Here is a 15,831-nt window from a genome sequence, read left to right on the forward strand (position 1 = left end):
CGAGTGAGGGTAACGGAGCGGTGGGCAATGCCTTCGGCCAAGGCTGACGGTCCATCCTCCGGCAGCACGATGTTCATCCTCCGGCCGGATACGCCGCTGCAGGGAGCGCCCAGCCGCTGGTCAGCGCCGGATCCGGGGCAACAGCATGGTCGCCCCGCCGTCCCCACCGTCCCCACCGGGACCACCCGTACCGGGCGGGCCGTTGCGGCCGTCCAGGCCCGACCGGGCCGGGCGCAGCCTGCGGATCAGCAGCACCAGCAAGGCGATACCGACAGCGACCATGCCGATCCCGGCGGCCATCACCCCGGTGCCGATGCCGGGACCGTCGTCACCGGCCGGTCCGCCGGCCGAGCCGGCCGCAGCCAGCAGACTCTGGTCCGGCAGTACGGCCGGTGCGTCGCTCGGCTCCACGGCCGCGCTGTCGACCGTCGGTTCCGGGGTCGGTTCCAGGGTCGGCGACGGGGTCGGCGGACCCGGCTGGTACGTGCCGGCGAGCCGACCGCCGACCCGCTTCGCCCCGGCTTCCCGACCGAGCAGCACCCCACCGGCGGTGTACGCCTCACCGACGATGTGCGCGACTCCGGCCGGCGCACCGGCCCGGAACGCCATCCGGTAGCGGACCGAGCGGCTCTTGCCCTTGCACAGCTCGTCCTTTTCCGGCGCGGTGTGCTCGGTCAGCAGCAGCCCGTCGCCGTTGTCCCACAGCGGCACGGTTACCCAGTCGTCGTCGATCCGGGCCTGCACGCCGACCTGGTCGGGGGTGACACCGGGCAGCCGGATCGCCAGCGCGGTACGCACCGCCACGCACCCGTCGGTGCGTCTGGTCACCTTCACGGTCACCCCACCGGCCTTCTCGCCGGCGGTGAACTTGCTCGGCAGGCCGATCCGCACCCGCTCGTCCTGGCCGTACGCGGGGCCTGCGGCGAGTGCCGCTGTGCCGACGGTCAGCGCGAGCACCGTCGCCAGTCGAGCCGTGCCACGCCGTACCGACATCTCCGCCTCGCCTTCCGCGTCGCCGGCACCCGCGCTTCGGACGCCACCGCGCGACAGGCTACCGCGCGGTGGCTACGCGGCCGGACCGCGCAGCGCGCCGCCCCGGACATCGGCGACGAACCGCCCGAAGTCCGTCGCGGTGAAGGCGAGCACCGGGCTGGCCGGGTCCTTGGAGTCCCGTACGCCGACGGTCCCGCCGACGACGGCGACCTCGACGCAGCTGCCGTTGCCGCTGCTGTAGCTGCTCTTGCGCCAGCCCGCCCCGGTGAAATCTGCTGTGGACATGCGGTGCTCCTTGTCAGCGACGCGTCAGGTCAGCCCGTCGGCGACCTCGGCGATGAACGCCCGGGAGTCGTCGCAGCCGAGCGCATCCGCCCGCAGGTCGTCGAAGACAAGGTTATAGCGGGCGACGCCGGCCGGCTTCTCCACGTAGAGGTCGCCGGCCTCGTTCTCGACGTAGGCCACGTCGGCGTCGGCGGTCTCCGGGAAGGTCAGCACGGTGAACGGCCCGGTGTTGCAGGCATACGCGCCCTGAGCGAACGGCAGGACCTGCAGTCGTACGGTCGGCAAGGTGGACAGCTCGACCAGGTGACGCAGCTGCCGGTGCATCAGCTCCGGCCCACCGACCAACCGGCGCAGCACCGCCTCGTCGAGCACCGCCCACAGCCGCACCGGGTCGGTCTCGCGGGTCAGCACCCGCTGCCGGGCCATCCGGACGCCGACCTTCTCCTCGATGGTCTCGGCGCTGTGGCCGGGCAGGGTCTTGCGGATGACCGTCCGGGCGTACTCCTCGATCTGCACCAGACCGGGCAGCACGGACGGCTCGAACCAGCGCAGCTCGGCGGCGTCGTTCTCCAGCGCGATCAGCGTGGAGTATTCCCAGGTGAGACGTTCGCTGTACTCCTGCCACCAGCCGGTCTCCTGCGCCTGGCGGGCCAGGGCAACCAGCCGCTGCCGCTCGGGTCCCTCGATGCCGTAGACATCGAGCAGCTCGTGGACGGTGCCGGGCGAGATCCTGACCCGGGCCGTCTCGATCCGGCTGATCCGGGCGGTCGAGCAGCGCAGCTCGGTGGCGACCTGCTCGGCGAGCAGGCCGGATGTCTCCCGCAGGGCGCGCAACTCGCGACCGAGCTGCCGGCGTCGCACCGTCGGCGGCGATCCGACGACCATCAGGCACCTCCTTGACATTGATGCATGGACGCCAGTCTCGCTTACCGAAAGCGCGACGTCAGCTACCAGTAGTTCAGATGGTGCAATTCAATGCACTTGCATGGCTGGTGACCACAGAACACGATGACATCACCACACGTCACTGCGTACCGAATCGAGGACGACTGTGAGCGACCAGACCCGCACGGCAACCACCGCGATCCGTCTGGAGGCGGTCCTGCTCGACCGGGCACCGAAGGTGTTCGCCCTGTGCCGCTTCGACGACGACTACGACGAGTTGCCCGACGCGGACGAAACGGTCGACACCGGCGAAGCGGTCGACGACGTCGTCGGCTGGGCGTTCGCCATGCCGGACGGCAAGGTGCTGATCGTGCACAGCGACGGCAGCCGCGACGGAATGACCTGGTGCAACGACATCGAGTCGGCGAGTCGGTTCTGGGCACCGCTGATCGGCGCCGACCTGCTGGCCGTCGCCTAACCTGCGAGGTGCCAGGTCAGAGGTCGAGTCCGGTGAGGACCATCACCCGGGGATCGGTGTAGTCGTCCATCGCGCTGCGGACTCCTTCGCGGCCCACACCGCTGCCCTTGACCCCGCCGTACGGCATCTGGTCGGCCCGGTACGACGGCACGTCACCGACGATCACCCCGCCGACGGCGAGCGTGCGGTGCGCGGTGAACGCAGTCTGCAGGTTGTGGGTGAACACGCCGGCCTGCAGCCCGTACGCCGAGTCATTGACCGCCGCGAACCCGGCCTCGTCGTTCTCCACCCGGTCCACGACGAGCACCGGGCCGAAGACCTCCTCGGTCAGCACCTTCGCGCCGGCCGGCACCCCGGTCAGCACCGTCGGCGGGTACGTCGCGCCGTCGCGTCGGCCGCCGACCTCGATCGTCGCCCCGGCGGCCACCGCCTCCTCCACCCACGACTCGACGCGTATCGCGGCGTCCTCGCTGATCAGCGGCCCAACGTCGGTGGCGTCGTCGGCCGGGTCACCGGCCCGCAGCGCCTGTACGGCGGCGACGAGCCGGGGCAGGAAGCCGTCGTAGAGCCATTCGTGCACGTACACCCGTTGCACCGCGATGCAGCTCTGCCCGGCCTGATAGTTCGAGAAGGTGGCGATTCGCTGTGCCGCCCGGGTCAGCTCCTCGTCGCCGGTCCAGTCCTCGCAGATCACCGCTGCGGCGTTACCGCCCAGCTCCAGGGTGACGTGCTTGTCCGGCACTGATCGGCGGATCAGCGCGCCGACCGGCCCGGAGCCGGTGAACGACACCACCGGCAGGCGCGGGTCGGCGACCAGGTCGCCGGCCCTGTCGTTCGGCACCGGCAGCACCGAGACCATGCCGGCCGGCAGGCCGGTGCCTGATCCGGCGGGCGCTCCGGTGTGTGGGCCGTGCGGCTCGGTGACCTCGGCGATCAGTTCGCCGAGCAGCAGCGCGGTCAGCGGGGTCGCCGGGGCCGGCTTGACGATGATCGGGGCGCCGACCGCGATCGCCGGGGCGACCTTGTGCGCCACCAGGTTCAGCGGAAAATTGAACGGCGAGATGCCCAGCACCGGCCCGCGCGGCACCCGGCGGACCACCGCCATCCGGCCGGCGGCGGCCGGGTCGGTGTCCAGGCGCTGCAGGTCGCCGGAGAACCGCCGGGCCTCCTCGGCCGCCCAGCGGAATGTGGAGACGGCGCGCGCCACCTCGGCGCGCGCCCACTTGATCGGTTTGCCGTTCTCGGCGGTGATCAGCCGGGCGATCTCGTCGGCCCGCTGCGCGAGTCGGGCGCTGATGTGGTCCAGTGCGGCCGCCCTGCGGTACGCCGGCAGTGCGGCGGCCACCGGCGCGACCCGGTGCGCGGCGGCGACCGCCCGCTCGACCTGGTCGGGCGTGGCGTAGCTGGTTCGTCCGACGAGCCGACCGTCGTACGGGTGGTGCACGGCCAGTGGCGCGTCACCGTGCGCCGGTTCGCCAGCCAGCCAGAACGGCGTACGCGGGGTCGGGTCGGGGTGATCCATCCGGCCAGCCTAAAGCCAGTGACCGAGGCACTCGATGGCCTTGACAACGCACAACCGATCGGTTGTATATTGGCGTGGTGATCGAGGAGAGCGCGGACCGGGCGGACGCCATGTTCCACGCGCTCGCCGACCGCACCCGGCGCGACATCCTGCGCCGGGTGCTGGCCGGGGAGCACTCCGTCTCAGCGCTCGCCGCCAAGTACGACATGAGCTTCGCCGCCGTACAGAAACACGTCGCTGTGCTGGAGAAGGCCGGTTTACTGATCAAACGACGCAGTGGTCGCGAGCAGCTGGCCAGCGGAGACGTGCAGGCGGTGCGCTCGGTGGCAGCCATGCTCACCGAGCTCGAACACATCTGGCGTGGCCGCATCGCACGCATCGACGCGCTGCTCGCAGCCGACCCCGATGGGTCGCAGACGACCCCGACGAAAGGACCGAACAGTGCCCGTGACCGACGTCCAGCAGGACCTTGACAACCGGACCCTGACCATCACCGCGGACTTCGCCGCGCCGGTGGAGCGGGTCTGGCAGGTCTACGCCGACCCTCGCCAACTGGAGAAGGTGTGGGGACCGCCGACGTACCCGGCGACCGTGGTCGACCACGACCTCACGCCCGGCGGACGCGTCACCTACTTCATGACCGGCCCGGAGGGCGACAAGCATGCCGGATACTGGCTGATCACCGCCGTGGACGAGCCGACGAGTTTTTCCTTCGAGGATGGCTTCGCGGACATGGACTTCAAGCCGCTGTCGGAGATGCCGACCTCCCGCAACACGTACACATTCGCCGAGCACAACGGCGGCACCCGGGCGACCTACGTGGGCAAGTACGAGTCCGCCGAGGCCCTGCAACAGGTGCTGGACATGGGCATGGTGGAGGGCTCCACCTCGGCGATCAACCAGATCGACGAGCTACTCGCCCCCGCTCCTTGATCAAAAAGCGCTGCTGCGAGAAGCGCTCCGATTTCAGCATCCACGGCAATTCACCCGGTGGTCTACTTCCACGCTGGACTATCAGTCGGTGTCGTTAGAAGATGAACCTCGTTGAACCCGCTGCCACTTCTGGGTATTCGAGGTGATGATCATGAGTGAACTCACGACAGAGCTTCGGCGACTCCGACTGACCCGGCGCATGAACCAGACGCAGCTGGCAAAGGCGCTCCGCGTGTCGAAGTCGCTGATAGCCAGCTTCGAGACCGGTCGGCTGGTGCCGAAGGAGGACACCGCACAGGCGCTCGACGAGGTGCTGAACTCCGGTGACAAGATCCAGCAAACTGGCCGACGAGGCACGCGGAGACCGCCAGCCCTGGCTGCGTCCGTGGGCTGAGCACGAACGGCGGGCCGCGTTGCTGCGCTGCTGGGAGTTGTCGATCATCCCAGGGCTGCTGCAACGCGAGCCCTACATGCGTGAGCTGTTCGCCGCCTCACCCTGGAGCAAGAGCAAGGTCGACGATCTTATTCGGATCCGGCTCGGCCGGCAGGCGGCGGTGTTCACCCGTGACGAGCCGGTCGAGCTGTCCTGCCTGATCGGCGAAGCCGCTCTGCACCAGGGGTCCCGTGAGGTTCTCAAGGATCAGCTCGGCTACCTGGTCGACGCCAGCCACCAGTCGAACGTCCGGATACGGGTGGTGCCCGACCGCAACATCGGCCTCAACCCAGGTCTGAACGGACCACTTTCGCTGGCCACCCTGGGCGACGGCCGCCGGATCGCCTACCTGGACGACCAGCTGCGCGGCAGGATGGCGAGCACGGCAGCCGACGTCATCGAACTGGAATGGGTCTGGGAAGCCGTTAACGAGCTCTCGTTATCGACTACCCAGAGCCGGGACCTGATCCTAAGGTTGATTGATGAACACAACTGACCCTTCATGGCGGAAATCCACCAGGTCAAGCGGCGTGAGCAACTGTGTCGAGGTGGCCGACAACCTGCCCGGTCGGGTCCTGGTCCGGGACGCCAAGGACCGCGACGGCGGCACGCTGACCTTCGACGCCCCCGCCTGGCGTTCCTTCGTCGAACTGACGAAGCACCACCACTGACCCAGCCACCCACCCCGCAAGACACCGTCGAAGCGCCGGCCCTGCCAGCCAGGGCCGGCGCTTCATCTCGACCAAGCCGGCCCGGTCCCCCCTCGGCGGGGCGAGCCTGCACCCAGCGTCAGGCCGGCCGGTCACACCGATGACACTCCGATGACACGGACAGAAATCCTAGTTGCGGCAAATCGACCCAAAAGGTCTGGCAGCCTGCTCATCGACCGAGCCGGCGGTATCTTGAGGTGGTAGCCGATCGCCGGTCAGGAGGCGCGGATGACTGTCGAGATGGTCGCGCCGGCTTGGATGCACGAACAGGTCACGGCCGAGCAGTACGCGACGTGGACAGAAGAGCAGTGTGCGGGCATTGAGATCGTGGATGGGATGGTGCTCGTGAGTCCGAGTGCCTCTAAGCGGCACAATCGCCTGGCCAGGCTGCTGGCGAACGCTCTGGATGGTGCCGCCGGGCCGGATTGGAACGCTGACACCGACTTCGATGTTCGGCTCCAGGACGTGCCGCTGAACAACCGTCGTCCCGATGTGACGGTTTACCGGGCGGACACCATCGACGTCACCCCAACCCGCCCCGAGCATGTGCTGCTGGTGGTCGAGGTGGTCTCTCCCGGATCGGAAACGACCGACCGGATCGTCAAGGCTGACCAGTACGCCAGGGTTGGCATCCAGTTCTACTGGCGGGTCGAGCAGGCCGCCACTGGCGCACCGCTGGTCTACACGTACGTTCTTGACCCGGCGACTGGGCGCTACCGCGATGGCGAGATCTTCACCGGCGTCGTAAAACTGACCGCGCCCTTCTCCGTTGAAGTCGATCTCGGCCAACTCTGAACGCCACGCGGCGAGGTCGGGCGGGGTCAGGCGGCTGCCGGGGTGTCGACGTCGCCGACGTGGTCGAACCCCGCCCTGCGGTTGAGGTTGCCGCTCAGGCGCGCTGCCCGTTTGCGGCTCAGGAGGCGCGAGGCGAACGAGATGCCGCGATCGGACAGACCGCCGGGGAACGAGATCTCTTTGCCACGCGCGAAATCGTCGAGCGACTTCGCTGCGATGCGCTCGGGCGGGACGGCTCTGGTGTGCATCTTTGCGGTGGTTCCGTCGAAGAATCCGGTAGCGACAGGTCCGGGATGCACCGCCATCACCCGTACTGCGGTGTCGTGCAGTTCCTCGGCGAGGGCTTCGGTGAACGACAGCACGAACGCCTTGGTCGCGGCGTAGCTGGCCTGGAAAGGCATGGGTTGGAAGCCGGCCACCGAGGACACGTTGATGATGCCGCCGTGGCCACGCTCCAGCATGTGGCCTCCGATGCTGTGCACGAGGCCCACGAGTGCGGTGATGTTGAGCTCGACCGAGTCGACGTTCGGAGCCAACGGGCGGGTCAGGAACGGGCCGACCGCTCCCATGCCTGCGTTGTTGATCAGCAGGTCGATCTCGACACGCTGCCCGGCGAGGGCGTCGACGATGGCACGCGGCGCGGCGCGGTCGGACAGATCAGCGGCGAGTACGACGATCTGGGACTGGTGGGTCTGCCGCAGTGTCGCGGCGAGCTTCTCCGGCAAACGAGTGCATCAGGACGTACCTTCCGGGCCACCGGCCCCACCATGTTACTTCGAGTCTCGAATCAAATGCGGTCGGCCCCGCTAAGCGCCGTCGTCGCCATCGCGCAGGGAGCGGACCATCCGCCGCAGGATCCGCAACGCCTCCGACTGCTCGGTCTCGGTCAACCCGGCCAGCATCTTGACCTCGACCGACCGGACCGCGACGGTCGCCTTTTCGAGACTCTGCCGACCCAGAGGCGTGAGCCGCGTGGGCAGCACCTTCCCGACGGGCGCTTCCGCCGGTCTGGTCACGTAGCCCTCTCGCTCCAGCGCCTGGAGCAGCACGTTCATTGACTGCCGGGTCACGAAGGCGCCCCGCGCGAGCTCGGAGTTCGACAGGCCTGGCCGTTGCGCCAGCAACTCCAGGCACGAGTAACGCGTCACGCTCATCCCGAGTGGTCGCAGCACCTCCTCCATGGCCATCCGGAGCGCGCTCGACGCCTCCTTCAGCAGATAGCCCAGCGATGTCTCCAGGTCGACGCCCTGCCCACTGCCCCGCCCGCCTTGACTCATGTCAGCATCCTGACATACATTGCGCCATGTCAGGAACCTGACACGACCGGAGGAGACCATCATGCCCGTCACCGGCCCCGACTTCATCTCGCTGCAGGCACGCGACCTCGACGCCTCGCGGGCGTTCTACGAGCAGTACCTCGGGCTCGTACGCTCGCCGGCCGGGCCTGCGCACGCCGTCGTTTTCGAAACCAAGCCCATCGCGTTCGCGCTGCGCGAGATCGTCCCCGGCACCGACCTCGGATCCGTTGCTCAGCCGGGCATCGGTGCAGCCATCTGGCTCCACGCCACAGACGTGCAGGACATTCACGATGCTCTCGTCGCCGACGGTCACACCATCGTCTCCGCGCCGATCGACGGCCCCTTCGGTCGGACCTTCACCTTCGCCGACCCCGACGGCTACCAGGTCACTCTGCACGACCGCGCCTGACGAGCCCCGGACCCCATGATGCGTCCGACGACCTGATGCCTCAGGTGCATCTTGATGCACCTGAGGCATCAAGCTCAACGAGTACCCACCGGCTGACGTGCTCGATCCCGTCCTGCGGTATCAGCAGGTCGCCGCCGGTGTCGGGTCTGCGCCGATGACCGCCGCAACCTCGGCCGGCAACGGATAGACCCGCTCGGCCGGCAGTAGGGCACCAGCACCCGCGTCATCACCAGCGGAAAGCCGCTCCCGCACAGCATGTGCCAGCCCGGTCACCTCGGTGATGGCGACGGTCCACTCGTCGACGTAGCGGTCGACTGCTTCGCCGGACAGCCCCACCTGCAGCGACCGGTACGGCAGCGGCCCGAGCCGCAGCGACCGCTCAGGATCCCACTGCACCCGCACCGGTACATCATCCACAGGAACGACGGCTTGATCCACGTCATCCGGTCCCGCTTGAACGGGGCCACGAACCGCCCGTTCGCCAACGTCGGCACCGCGATCTCCGCCGGATACGCCTGGTACACGGTGACGGTGTCGGCGGTGTACCGAGCCCGGACCTGCCGATGACGACCCTCCACGCATGTGATCATCGCCGATGCAGCCGACGGTCATCCACCAGATTTCGCCCAGCATCCGCACGGCCGTAGAACGCTCCGCCTGCTAGGGGCTTACGCGCCGACGTCACTCAGAGCTGCGACAGCAGCGCTGCCGGTACGCACGTTTTACGCGTTGTACGCTGGTGTCGTGGTTGCGCGAGAGTACGGGTGGACTGAGGCCGGCAAGATCAGCGCGGCACGGCACGGCGTCTCCGAACGGGAGACGGTCGAAGCGCTCTACTCGCCGCAGCGGATCGAGAACCACATCGGGACACTCCTGCTGGCGGTAGCTGGCCTGGCTGACACAGCACGCGTGATCATGGTGCTGTGTGAGCGGGTGGGGAAGGTCAACAGCTACGCGATCCTGGCGGCTCGGCCTGCGACGCCGGAGGAGGTCAAGCAGTGGATGGAGGGGACACGATGAGTGCGAGCCGTGATCCGCGGACGATGAGCCGCGAAGAGCTGGTGGCGTATTTCGACCAGGGTGGCGACATCTCGGAGCTGCTACGCGACGCCTCCAGAGGCCCCGATCTTGGCCCTGCGCCGTCACCGGAGAGCGTACCCATGATCGTTACCGGAGTCCGCCTCTCCGCGACGGCCGTGCGGCGGCTGGACGAACTCGCCGGCAACGACAAGGGAGGCCGGTCGGGGCTCATTCGTCAGGCGATCGACGAGTTCCTCGCCCGACACGCCGACGAAGCGGCGTGAGACACGCTGACGAGGCGGCACGGTCCAGCAACGCACGCACGGAAACAGTTGCCGTACCTCTTGTCTGCTGCGATTTCGGTCGCGAAGATGGCTCCTAGCTGGCGGATACCTCATCCTGCCTGATCCAGGCCGAGCCGACGTGCAGGAGCCGAACGATGACCGACAAGCAGACGGTGCGCAACTTTGTCGACGGCGGCTACGTCGACCCGGTCGACGGCGGCTACCAGGACCTGGTCGACCCGTGCACCGGTGAGGTGTTCGCCCAATCACCAACGTCCAGCCCCGCCGACGTCGACCGGGCCATGTCGGCCGCCGCCACCGCCTTCGAAAGCTGGCGGGACACCACCCCGGCGCAGCGGCAGCTGGCCCTGCTCAAGCTGGCCGACGCGGTCGAGGCCCGCGCCGCCGACCTGGTCGACGCCGAGGTCCGCAACACCGGCAAGCCACGCCAGCTGACCGCCGACGAGGAGCTGCCGCCCAGCGTCGACCAGCTCCGGTTCTTCGCCGGGGCGGCCCGGGTGCTGGAGGGCAAATCGGCCGGCGAGTACCTGGCCGGGCACACCTCCTACGTACGCCGGGAGCCGATCGGGGTCTGCGCGCAGGTGACGCCCTGGAACTACCCGCTGATGATGGCGGTCTGGAAGATCGCCCCGGCGCTGGCCGCCGGCAACACGGTGGTGCTCAAACCGTCCGACACCACCCCGCTGTCCACGCTGCTGCTGGCCGAGATCGCCGCCGAGTTCCTGCCGCCGGGCGTGTTCAACGTGGTCTGCGGCGACCGGGACACCGGCCGGGCGTTGGTCGCCCACCCGACCCCGGAGTTCGTGTCGATCACCGGTTCCACCCGGGCCGGCATGGAGGTGGCGGCCGCCGCCGCACCCGACCTCAAGCGCACCCACCTGGAACTGGGCGGCAAGGCCCCGGTGGTGGTCTTCGACGACGCCGACGTGGCGGCGGCTGCCGAGGCGATCGCCGGTGCCGGCTACTTCAACGCCGGGCAGGACTGCACCGCGGCGACCCGGGTGTTGGCCGGACCGGGCGTGCACGACGACTTCGTCGCCGCCCTGGCCGAGCAGGCCCGGTCGACGAAAACCGGACTACCGGACGAGCCGGACGTGGCGTACGGGCCGTTGAACAACGCCGACCAGTTGGGCCGGGTCACCGGCTTCGTCGACCGGCTACCGGACCACGCGCAGCTGCACACCGGCGGCGCGCGCGTCGGTGACCGGGGCTACTTCTACGCCCCGACGGTGGTCGCCGGGGTGCGCCAGCCGGACGAGATCATCCAGGACGAGGTGTTCGGGCCGGTGATCACCGTGCAGCGCTTCACCGACGAGGACGAGGCGGTCCGGTGGGCCAACGGCGTCAGGTACGGCCTGTCCGCCTCCGTGTGGACCCGCGACCACGGCCGGGCGATGCGGATGACCCGCCGGCTCGACTTCGGCTGCGTCTGGGTCAACACCCATATCCCGATCGTGGCGGAGATGCCGCACGGCGGCTTCAAGCACTCCGGCCACGGCAAGGACCTGTCCATGTACGGGCTGGAGGACTACACCCGGCTCAAGCACGTCATGCACGCGATCGAGGACTGACCTGGCCCCGCCGCCGCCCGAGGGCACCGCCGAGCACCACCAGCAGCAGGGCGACCGCGAACATCGCCGTACCGACCACGTTGACCTGCGGCGGGATGCCACGCTGGGCGGCGCCCCAGACGTACATCGGGAAGGTGACGGTGGTGCCCGAGTTGAAGTTCGTGACGATGAAGTCGTCGAACGACAGCGAGAAGGCCAGCAGCGCGGCGGCCACGATACCGGGCAGCACCAGCGGCAGGGTGACCAGGCGGAACGTCTGCCATTCGGAGGCGTACAGGTCCATCGCCGCCTCCTCCAGACGGGTGTCCATGCCGGCCAGCCGCGCCTTCACGGTGACCACCACGAAGCTCAGGCAGAACATCACGTGGGCGGTCACCACGGTCCAGAAGCCGAGCGGCACCGCCCCGGCCACGAACAGGGTCAGCAGCGACGAGCCCATCACCAGCTCCGGCGTGGCCATCGGCAGGAAGATCAGCAGGTTGACCGCGGCCCGGCCACGGAACCGGTGCCGGACCAGCGCGAACGCCATCAGGGTGCCGAGGATCGTGGCCCCGGCGGTGGTCAGGAACCCGATCTGTACGCTGCGCAGCACCGCGTCGCACATGTCGCTGGTCGCGCACGGCTGCCGCCAGTTGTCCCACGTGAACTCGTTGAAGTCGTAGGACAGCCGGCTGGACGGCCGGTTGAATGACAACCCGGCGACCACCGCGACCGGCAGCAGCAGGTAGCCGAGCACCAGCAGGCCGACGCCGAACACCCAGCGGTCGACCAGCCACCGGCCGATCCGCGCACCGATCCCCGCGCCGGTTGGCGCACCTGGGCCCGTCACAGCACCTCCTCGGTGCCGGCGCGCCGGACGTAGACCGACACGATGATCAGGATCGCCGCCATCAGCAGGAAGGACAGCGCCGCCGCCTGCGGATAGTCCAGCCGCACCAGGAACGCCGAGTCGATCACGTTGCCGATCATGTACTCGTTGGGGGTGCCGAGCAGCCGGGCGTTGATGTAGTCACCGGAGGCCGGAATGAAGGTCAGCAGAGTGCCGGCGACCAGGCCAGGTGCCGACAGCGGCAGGGTCACCCGCCAGAAGGCCCGCGCCGGGCTCGCGTACAGGTCGCTGGCCGCCTCCAGCAGCCGGGGATCGAGCCGGTCCAGGCTCGCGTACAGCGGCAGCACCATGAACGGCAGGAAGTTGTACGTCAGCCCGAGCACCACCGCGACCGGGGTGAACAGCAGGCGGCCGTCCGGCGCGAGCAGGTGCAGATCCCGCAGTACGCCGACCAGCCAGCCGTTCTCCGACAGGATCGTCTTCCAGGCCAGGGTGCGGACCAGGAAACTGGTGAACATCGGGGCGACGACGCAGATCAGCATCAGGTTCTTCCACCGGCCGGCCCGCCGGGCGATCGCGTACGCCAGCGGGTAGCCGAGCAGCACCGCGATCACGGTGGCGATGCCGGCGAAGAGGAAGCCGCGACCGAACTGCGTCCAGTACGCCGACAGCGCGTCCGGGTAGTTGCCGAACGACCAGGTCATCGCGTACCCGGTGGCCAGCGAGCCGGTCGGGTCGTACAGGCTGGTCGCGGCGAGCTGCACCGCCGGCACCGCGAAGAACAGGGTCAGCCACGCCCCGCCCGGCAACAGCAGCAGGTACGGCAGCAGCCGGTCGCGCCGCCGGGCGGCCGGCACCGGGGCGGGGGGCTTGCCCGCTCCCCCGCCGACGTGGGCCAGGATGCTCATGACGCGGGTACGGCGTCGTCGAGCAGCGGGGCGGTCTGGTCGCCGGTGCCCGGCTCACGGGCCAGCAGGAAGGCGTGCGCCGGCTGCCAGTAGGCGACCACGTCGGCACCGACCGGCAGCAGAGCTCCGTCCCCGCTGTTCGGGCTGAACACGCTCAGCTCGGTGCCCCAGCCGGTGCGCACCTGGTACTGGGTGCTGACCCCGAGGTACGCCAGTTCGGTGACCACGCCGGTGACCGACTGCGCCCCGGCCGGTACGCCGTCCGCGTCCCGGGTCAGGGCGAGCTTTTCCGGGCGTACCCCCAGATGGACCGGACCGTCGACGGACCGGGACCGGGCCGCGGGCACGGTGAACCGCGAGCCGTACGCGGTGACCAGCACGTCGTCGCCGGATCGGCCGGTGGCCTCGCCGGCCAGCAGGTTCGACTGGCCGAGGAAGTTCGCCACGAACGCGGTCGCCGGAAACTCGTACATCTGCGCGGGTGGGCCGAGCTGCTCGATCCGGCCGGCGTTCATCACCGCGACCGTGTCGGCCATCGTCATGGCCTCCTCCTGGTCGTGGGTGACGTGCACGAAGGTGATGCCGACCTCGGTCTGGATGCGTTTCAGCTCGGCCTGCATCTGCCGGCGCAGTTTGAGGTCGAGCGCGCCGAGTGGTTCGTCGAGCAGCAGCACCTGCGGGTGGTTGATCAACGCGCGGGCCAGGGCGACCCGCTGCTGCTGCCCGCCGGAGAGCTGCTGCGGTCGGCGCGGGCCGAAGCCGTCGAGCTGCACCAGGGCGAGCATCCGATCGACCTGCGGGCGCACGTCGCGGATGCCGCGCCGCCGCAGCCCGAACGCGACGTTGTCGGCCACACTGAGGTGCGGAAACAGCGCATAGCTCTGGAAGACGGTGTTCACCGGCCGCCGGTACGGCCGCAGCCGGGTGATGTCCCGCCCGCCGAGCAGCAGCCGGCCGCTGGTGGGCTGCTCCAGCCCGGCGACCATCCGCAGCGTGGTGGTCTTGCCGCAGCCGGAGGCGCCGAGCAGGGCGAAGAACGCCCCCTGCGGGATCCTCAGGTCGAGTCCGTCCACGGCTGTGAACGGGCCGAACCGCTTGGTCAGGTCGGTCAGCTGCAGGTCACCGGCGGGTGGGTCGGCTGGGCGTGGGCCGCCGCCGAGTGGGTCGCCGCCGAGTGGGTCGGTCGCCATCGGTTGCCGCCTCAGGCCCCGATGACCTGCTGGAACTTCTGCTCGTACGTGCGTTCCTGTTCCTCGGTCAGCGCCATGAACACGGCCGACCGGGCGAGCAGCGCTTCGTCGGGGAAGATCAGCGGGTTGGCGGCCAGCTCCGGGTCGATGGCGGTCATCGCCTCCTGGGCACCGGCGACCGGGCAGATGAAGTTGACGTACGCGGCGACCTCGGCGGCGACCGCCGGATCGTAGTAGTGGTCCATCAGCTTCTCGGCGTTGGTCTTGTGGGCGGCCTGGTTCGGCACCTGCATGTTGTCGGAGAAGAGAATCAGCCCGGACTCGGGTGCCTGGAAGACGATGTTCGGGTCCTCGGCGGCGAGCTGGATCACGTCTCCGGACCAGCCGATGCAGGCGGCGACGTCGCCCCGGGCGAGGTCGGCGGCGTAGTCGTTGCCGGTGAACCGGCGGATCTGCCCGTCGGCGACCGCTTGGCGCAGCTTCTCCAGAGCGTCGTCGAACTGCGCGTCGGTGAACTCGGCCGGGTCGTGCCCGCTCGACTGCAGCAGCAGCCCCATGGTGTCGCGCATCTCGGTCAACGCGGTCACCCGGCCCTTGAGGTCGGCCCGGGTGAGCAGGTCGTCGATGGTGCGGACCTCGCCGGTGACGGTGCCGTTGTAGGCGATGCCGGTCAGCCCGGACTGCCACGGTACGGCGTACGAGTCGTCCGGGTCGAACGGCCTGGCCTTCAGCGACGGCAGCAGGTTGGCCGTGACGTTGGGCAGGTTCGCCTTGTCGAGGGACTGCACCCAGCCGAGCCGGATCATCCGGGCGGCCAGCCAGTCGGTGAGCACCATGATGTCGCGTCCGGTGGGCTGGCAGGCGGACAGCTGGTTCTGCACCTTGCCGAAGAACTCGTTGTTGTCGTTGATGTCCTCGGTGTAGGTGACCGTGATGCCGGAGGTCTGCTGGAACGCCTCCAGGGTGGGTCGGCGGCTCTCGTCGTCGGCGTCGACGTCGATGTACTGCGGCCAGTTCGAGAAGTTGATCACCTGTTCGCTGTCGGACAGGTCCTCGCTGACGCAGCTCTCCTCGGTCTGCTGGGCTGCCGGGGTGCCGCAGGCAGCGATCGCGCCGCCAGCGAGCAGCAGCCCACCGGAGGTGGCGGCGCCGCGTGCCAGAGTGCGTCGGGTAAGGGTACGGCGCATGCCGAGGGCCGCGAGCAGTGCGGCGGCCGGCGCGGACGGTGGGGGGCGGAGGCGACTGCGCATGGACGGCTCCTGAAGGG

Annotated in this window: 21 protein-coding genes and 1 pseudogene; 11 read left to right on the top strand and 11 right to left on the bottom strand. The window is 69.2% G+C overall.

Going from position 1 to position 15,831, the window contains the following annotated elements; translation table 11 throughout:
- Nucleotides 1-120 precede the first annotated feature (120 nt).
- The 3 genes from O7553_RS22820 to O7553_RS22830 all read right to left on the bottom strand — a co-directional run bounded on the left by O7553_RS22820 (nucleotide 121) and on the right by O7553_RS22830 (nucleotide 2,163).
- A complete protein-coding gene (locus O7553_RS22820; RefSeq protein ID WP_281551712.1) occupies nucleotides 121-993 on the bottom strand; it encodes a hypothetical protein in 873 nt (290 codons plus the stop codon).
- Nucleotides 994-1,065: 72 nt separating this feature from the next.
- Nucleotides 1,066-1,278 (bottom strand): DUF397 domain-containing protein, encoded by a 213-nt coding sequence (locus O7553_RS22825; protein ID WP_281551713.1) that lies wholly within the window; start codon nucleotides 1,276-1,278, stop codon nucleotides 1,066-1,068.
- Between the two features lie 24 nt (nucleotides 1,279-1,302).
- Nucleotides 1,303-2,163 carry a helix-turn-helix transcriptional regulator gene (locus tag O7553_RS22830; RefSeq protein ID WP_281551714.1) on the bottom strand — a complete coding sequence of 287 codons (861 nt, stop codon included), beginning with the start codon at nucleotides 2,161-2,163 and terminating at the stop codon, nucleotides 1,303-1,305.
- A gap of 166 nt (nucleotides 2,164-2,329) precedes the next feature.
- Here O7553_RS22830 and O7553_RS22835 point away from each other — a divergent pair, with 166 nt between their 5' ends.
- On the top strand, nucleotides 2,330-2,641 hold the full coding sequence (locus O7553_RS22835) for a hypothetical protein (protein ID WP_281551715.1): 312 nt from the start codon (nucleotides 2,330-2,332) through the stop codon (nucleotides 2,639-2,641).
- A 16-nt stretch (nucleotides 2,642-2,657) separates the two neighbouring features.
- Here the strand turns inward: O7553_RS22835 and O7553_RS22840 are convergent, their stop codons facing one another.
- On the bottom strand, nucleotides 2,658-4,163 hold the full coding sequence (locus O7553_RS22840; RefSeq protein WP_281551716.1) for an aldehyde dehydrogenase family protein: 1,506 nt from the start codon (nucleotides 4,161-4,163) through the stop codon (nucleotides 2,658-2,660).
- A 77-nt stretch (nucleotides 4,164-4,240) separates the two neighbouring features.
- Here O7553_RS22840 and O7553_RS22845 point away from each other — a divergent pair, with 77 nt between their 5' ends.
- The 6 genes from O7553_RS22845 (at nucleotide 4,241) to O7553_RS22870 (ending at nucleotide 7,034) form a co-directional block, all read left to right on the top strand.
- Nucleotides 4,241-4,636, top strand: coding sequence for a metalloregulator ArsR/SmtB family transcription factor (locus tag O7553_RS22845; protein WP_281551717.1), 396 nt, complete (start codon nucleotides 4,241-4,243; stop codon nucleotides 4,634-4,636).
- A complete protein-coding gene (locus tag O7553_RS22850; RefSeq protein ID WP_281551718.1) occupies nucleotides 4,605-5,096 on the top strand; it encodes an SRPBCC domain-containing protein in 492 nt (163 codons plus the stop codon). Before O7553_RS22845 ends, O7553_RS22850 begins: the two co-directional genes overlap by 32 nt.
- Nucleotides 5,097-5,247: 151 nt before the next feature.
- The gene (locus O7553_RS22855) at nucleotides 5,248-5,490 is read left to right on the top strand and encodes a helix-turn-helix transcriptional regulator (protein ID WP_281551719.1); all 243 of its coding nucleotides are present in this window, start codon (nucleotides 5,248-5,250) and stop codon (nucleotides 5,488-5,490) included.
- On the top strand, nucleotides 5,420-6,025 hold the full coding sequence (locus O7553_RS22860) for a DUF5753 domain-containing protein (protein WP_281551720.1): 606 nt from the start codon (nucleotides 5,420-5,422) through the stop codon (nucleotides 6,023-6,025). Before O7553_RS22855 ends, O7553_RS22860 begins: the two co-directional genes overlap by 71 nt.
- The gene (locus tag O7553_RS22865; RefSeq protein WP_281551721.1) at nucleotides 6,012-6,200 is read left to right on the top strand and encodes a DUF397 domain-containing protein; all 189 of its coding nucleotides are present in this window, start codon (nucleotides 6,012-6,014) and stop codon (nucleotides 6,198-6,200) included. Before O7553_RS22860 ends, O7553_RS22865 begins: the two co-directional genes overlap by 14 nt.
- A 267-nt stretch (nucleotides 6,201-6,467) precedes the next feature.
- Entirely contained in the window at nucleotides 6,468-7,034 is a 567-nt protein-coding gene (locus O7553_RS22870; RefSeq protein WP_123603734.1) for a Uma2 family endonuclease, read from the top strand.
- Nucleotides 7,035-7,060: 26 nt separating this feature from the next.
- On the opposite strand, the gene O7553_RS22875 is transcribed toward O7553_RS22870, so the two are convergent.
- Both O7553_RS22875 and O7553_RS22880 read right to left on the bottom strand, forming a co-directional pair.
- Nucleotides 7,061-7,759, bottom strand: a complete 699-nt coding sequence (locus O7553_RS22875; RefSeq protein WP_281551722.1) for an SDR family NAD(P)-dependent oxidoreductase — start codon at nucleotides 7,757-7,759, stop codon at nucleotides 7,061-7,063.
- A gap of 81 nt (nucleotides 7,760-7,840) precedes the next feature.
- Entirely contained in the window at nucleotides 7,841-8,311 is a 471-nt protein-coding gene (locus O7553_RS22880; protein ID WP_281551723.1) for a MarR family transcriptional regulator, read from the bottom strand.
- Nucleotides 8,312-8,372: 61 nt separating this feature from the next.
- On the opposite strand from O7553_RS22880, the gene O7553_RS22885 reads away from it, so the two are divergent.
- Nucleotides 8,373-8,741: a VOC family protein gene (locus O7553_RS22885; RefSeq protein WP_278173945.1), complete on the top strand. Its 369-nt coding sequence runs from the start codon at nucleotides 8,373-8,375 to the stop codon at nucleotides 8,739-8,741.
- A 120-nt stretch (nucleotides 8,742-8,861) separates the two neighbouring features.
- Here O7553_RS22885 and O7553_RS22890 read toward each other — a convergent pair.
- Nucleotides 8,862-9,331: pseudogene (locus O7553_RS22890) on the bottom strand (DUF4291 family protein).
- On the opposite strand from O7553_RS22890, the gene O7553_RS22895 reads away from it, so the two are divergent.
- The 3 genes from O7553_RS22895 (at nucleotide 9,324) to O7553_RS22905 (ending at nucleotide 11,637) form a co-directional block, all read left to right on the top strand.
- On the top strand, nucleotides 9,324-9,761 hold the full coding sequence (locus O7553_RS22895) for a hypothetical protein (protein ID WP_281551724.1): 438 nt from the start codon (nucleotides 9,324-9,326) through the stop codon (nucleotides 9,759-9,761). The pseudogene O7553_RS22890 and the gene O7553_RS22895 sit on opposite strands and share 8 nt — an antisense overlap.
- A 23-nt stretch (nucleotides 9,762-9,784) precedes the next feature.
- On the top strand, nucleotides 9,785-10,045 hold the full coding sequence (locus tag O7553_RS22900; RefSeq protein WP_281551725.1) for a ribbon-helix-helix protein, CopG family: 261 nt from the start codon (nucleotides 9,785-9,787) through the stop codon (nucleotides 10,043-10,045).
- A 155-nt stretch (nucleotides 10,046-10,200) separates the two neighbouring features.
- Nucleotides 10,201-11,637, top strand: coding sequence for a gamma-aminobutyraldehyde dehydrogenase (locus tag O7553_RS22905; protein ID WP_123605959.1), 1,437 nt, complete (start codon nucleotides 10,201-10,203; stop codon nucleotides 11,635-11,637).
- On the opposite strand, the gene O7553_RS22910 is transcribed toward O7553_RS22905, so the two are convergent.
- From O7553_RS22910 to O7553_RS22925, 4 genes are read right to left on the bottom strand one after another with little or no spacing between them, the layout of a single operon-like run.
- On the bottom strand, nucleotides 11,615-12,466 hold the full coding sequence (locus O7553_RS22910; protein WP_281551726.1) for an ABC transporter permease: 852 nt from the start codon (nucleotides 12,464-12,466) through the stop codon (nucleotides 11,615-11,617). The genes O7553_RS22905 and O7553_RS22910 overlap by 23 nt on opposite strands.
- Entirely contained in the window at nucleotides 12,463-13,374 is a 912-nt protein-coding gene (locus tag O7553_RS22915) for an ABC transporter permease (protein WP_281551727.1), read from the bottom strand. The genes O7553_RS22910 and O7553_RS22915 overlap by 4 nt, the downstream gene beginning before the upstream one ends.
- Nucleotides 13,371-14,564, bottom strand: a complete 1,194-nt coding sequence (locus tag O7553_RS22920; RefSeq protein ID WP_281551728.1) for an ABC transporter ATP-binding protein — start codon at nucleotides 14,562-14,564, stop codon at nucleotides 13,371-13,373. The genes O7553_RS22915 and O7553_RS22920 overlap by 4 nt, the downstream gene beginning before the upstream one ends.
- A gap of 11 nt (nucleotides 14,565-14,575) precedes the next feature.
- On the bottom strand, nucleotides 14,576-15,814 hold the full coding sequence (locus O7553_RS22925) for a spermidine/putrescine ABC transporter substrate-binding protein (protein ID WP_281551729.1): 1,239 nt from the start codon (nucleotides 15,812-15,814) through the stop codon (nucleotides 14,576-14,578).
- Nucleotides 15,815-15,831: the final 17 nt, after the last annotated feature.

Source organism: Solwaraspora sp. WMMA2059 (genome assembly GCF_027497315.1).
Taxonomy (GTDB): Bacteria; Actinomycetota; Actinomycetes; order Mycobacteriales; family Micromonosporaceae; genus Micromonospora_E.

What these genes read in the sequence shown, in the direction of transcription:
- O7553_RS22820 (WP_281551712.1), bottom strand. Translation starts at nt 993, where the DNA reads ATGTCGGTACGGCGTGGCACGGCTCGACTGGCGACGGTGCTCGCGCTG.
- O7553_RS22825 (WP_281551713.1), bottom strand. Translation starts at nt 1,278, where the DNA reads ATGTCCACAGCAGATTTCACCGGGGCGGGCTGGCGCAAGAGCAGCTAC.
- O7553_RS22830 (WP_281551714.1), bottom strand. Translation starts at nt 2,163, where the DNA reads ATGGTCGTCGGATCGCCGCCGACGGTGCGACGCCGGCAGCTCGGTCGC.
- O7553_RS22840 (WP_281551716.1), bottom strand. Translation starts at nt 4,163, where the DNA reads ATGGATCACCCCGACCCGACCCCGCGTACGCCGTTCTGGCTGGCTGGC.
- O7553_RS22855 (WP_281551719.1), top strand. Translation starts at nt 5,248, where the DNA reads ATGAGTGAACTCACGACAGAGCTTCGGCGACTCCGACTGACCCGGCGC.
- O7553_RS22865 (WP_281551721.1), top strand. Translation starts at nt 6,012, where the DNA reads ATGAACACAACTGACCCTTCATGGCGGAAATCCACCAGGTCAAGCGGC.
- O7553_RS22870 (WP_123603734.1), top strand. Translation starts at nt 6,468, where the DNA reads ATGACTGTCGAGATGGTCGCGCCGGCTTGGATGCACGAACAGGTCACG.
- O7553_RS22880 (WP_281551723.1), bottom strand. Translation starts at nt 8,311, where the DNA reads ATGAGTCAAGGCGGGCGGGGCAGTGGGCAGGGCGTCGACCTGGAGACA.
- O7553_RS22885 (WP_278173945.1), top strand. Translation starts at nt 8,373, where the DNA reads ATGCCCGTCACCGGCCCCGACTTCATCTCGCTGCAGGCACGCGACCTC.
- O7553_RS22900 (WP_281551725.1), top strand. Translation starts at nt 9,785, where the DNA reads ATGAGCCGCGAAGAGCTGGTGGCGTATTTCGACCAGGGTGGCGACATC.
- O7553_RS22905 (WP_123605959.1), top strand. Translation starts at nt 10,201, where the DNA reads ATGACCGACAAGCAGACGGTGCGCAACTTTGTCGACGGCGGCTACGTC.
- O7553_RS22915 (WP_281551727.1), bottom strand. Translation starts at nt 13,374, where the DNA reads ATGAGCATCCTGGCCCACGTCGGCGGGGGAGCGGGCAAGCCCCCCGCC.
- O7553_RS22920 (WP_281551728.1), bottom strand. Translation starts at nt 14,564, where the DNA reads ATGGCGACCGACCCACTCGGCGGCGACCCACTCGGCGGCGGCCCACGC.
- O7553_RS22925 (WP_281551729.1), bottom strand. Translation starts at nt 15,814, where the DNA reads ATGCGCAGTCGCCTCCGCCCCCCACCGTCCGCGCCGGCCGCCGCACTG.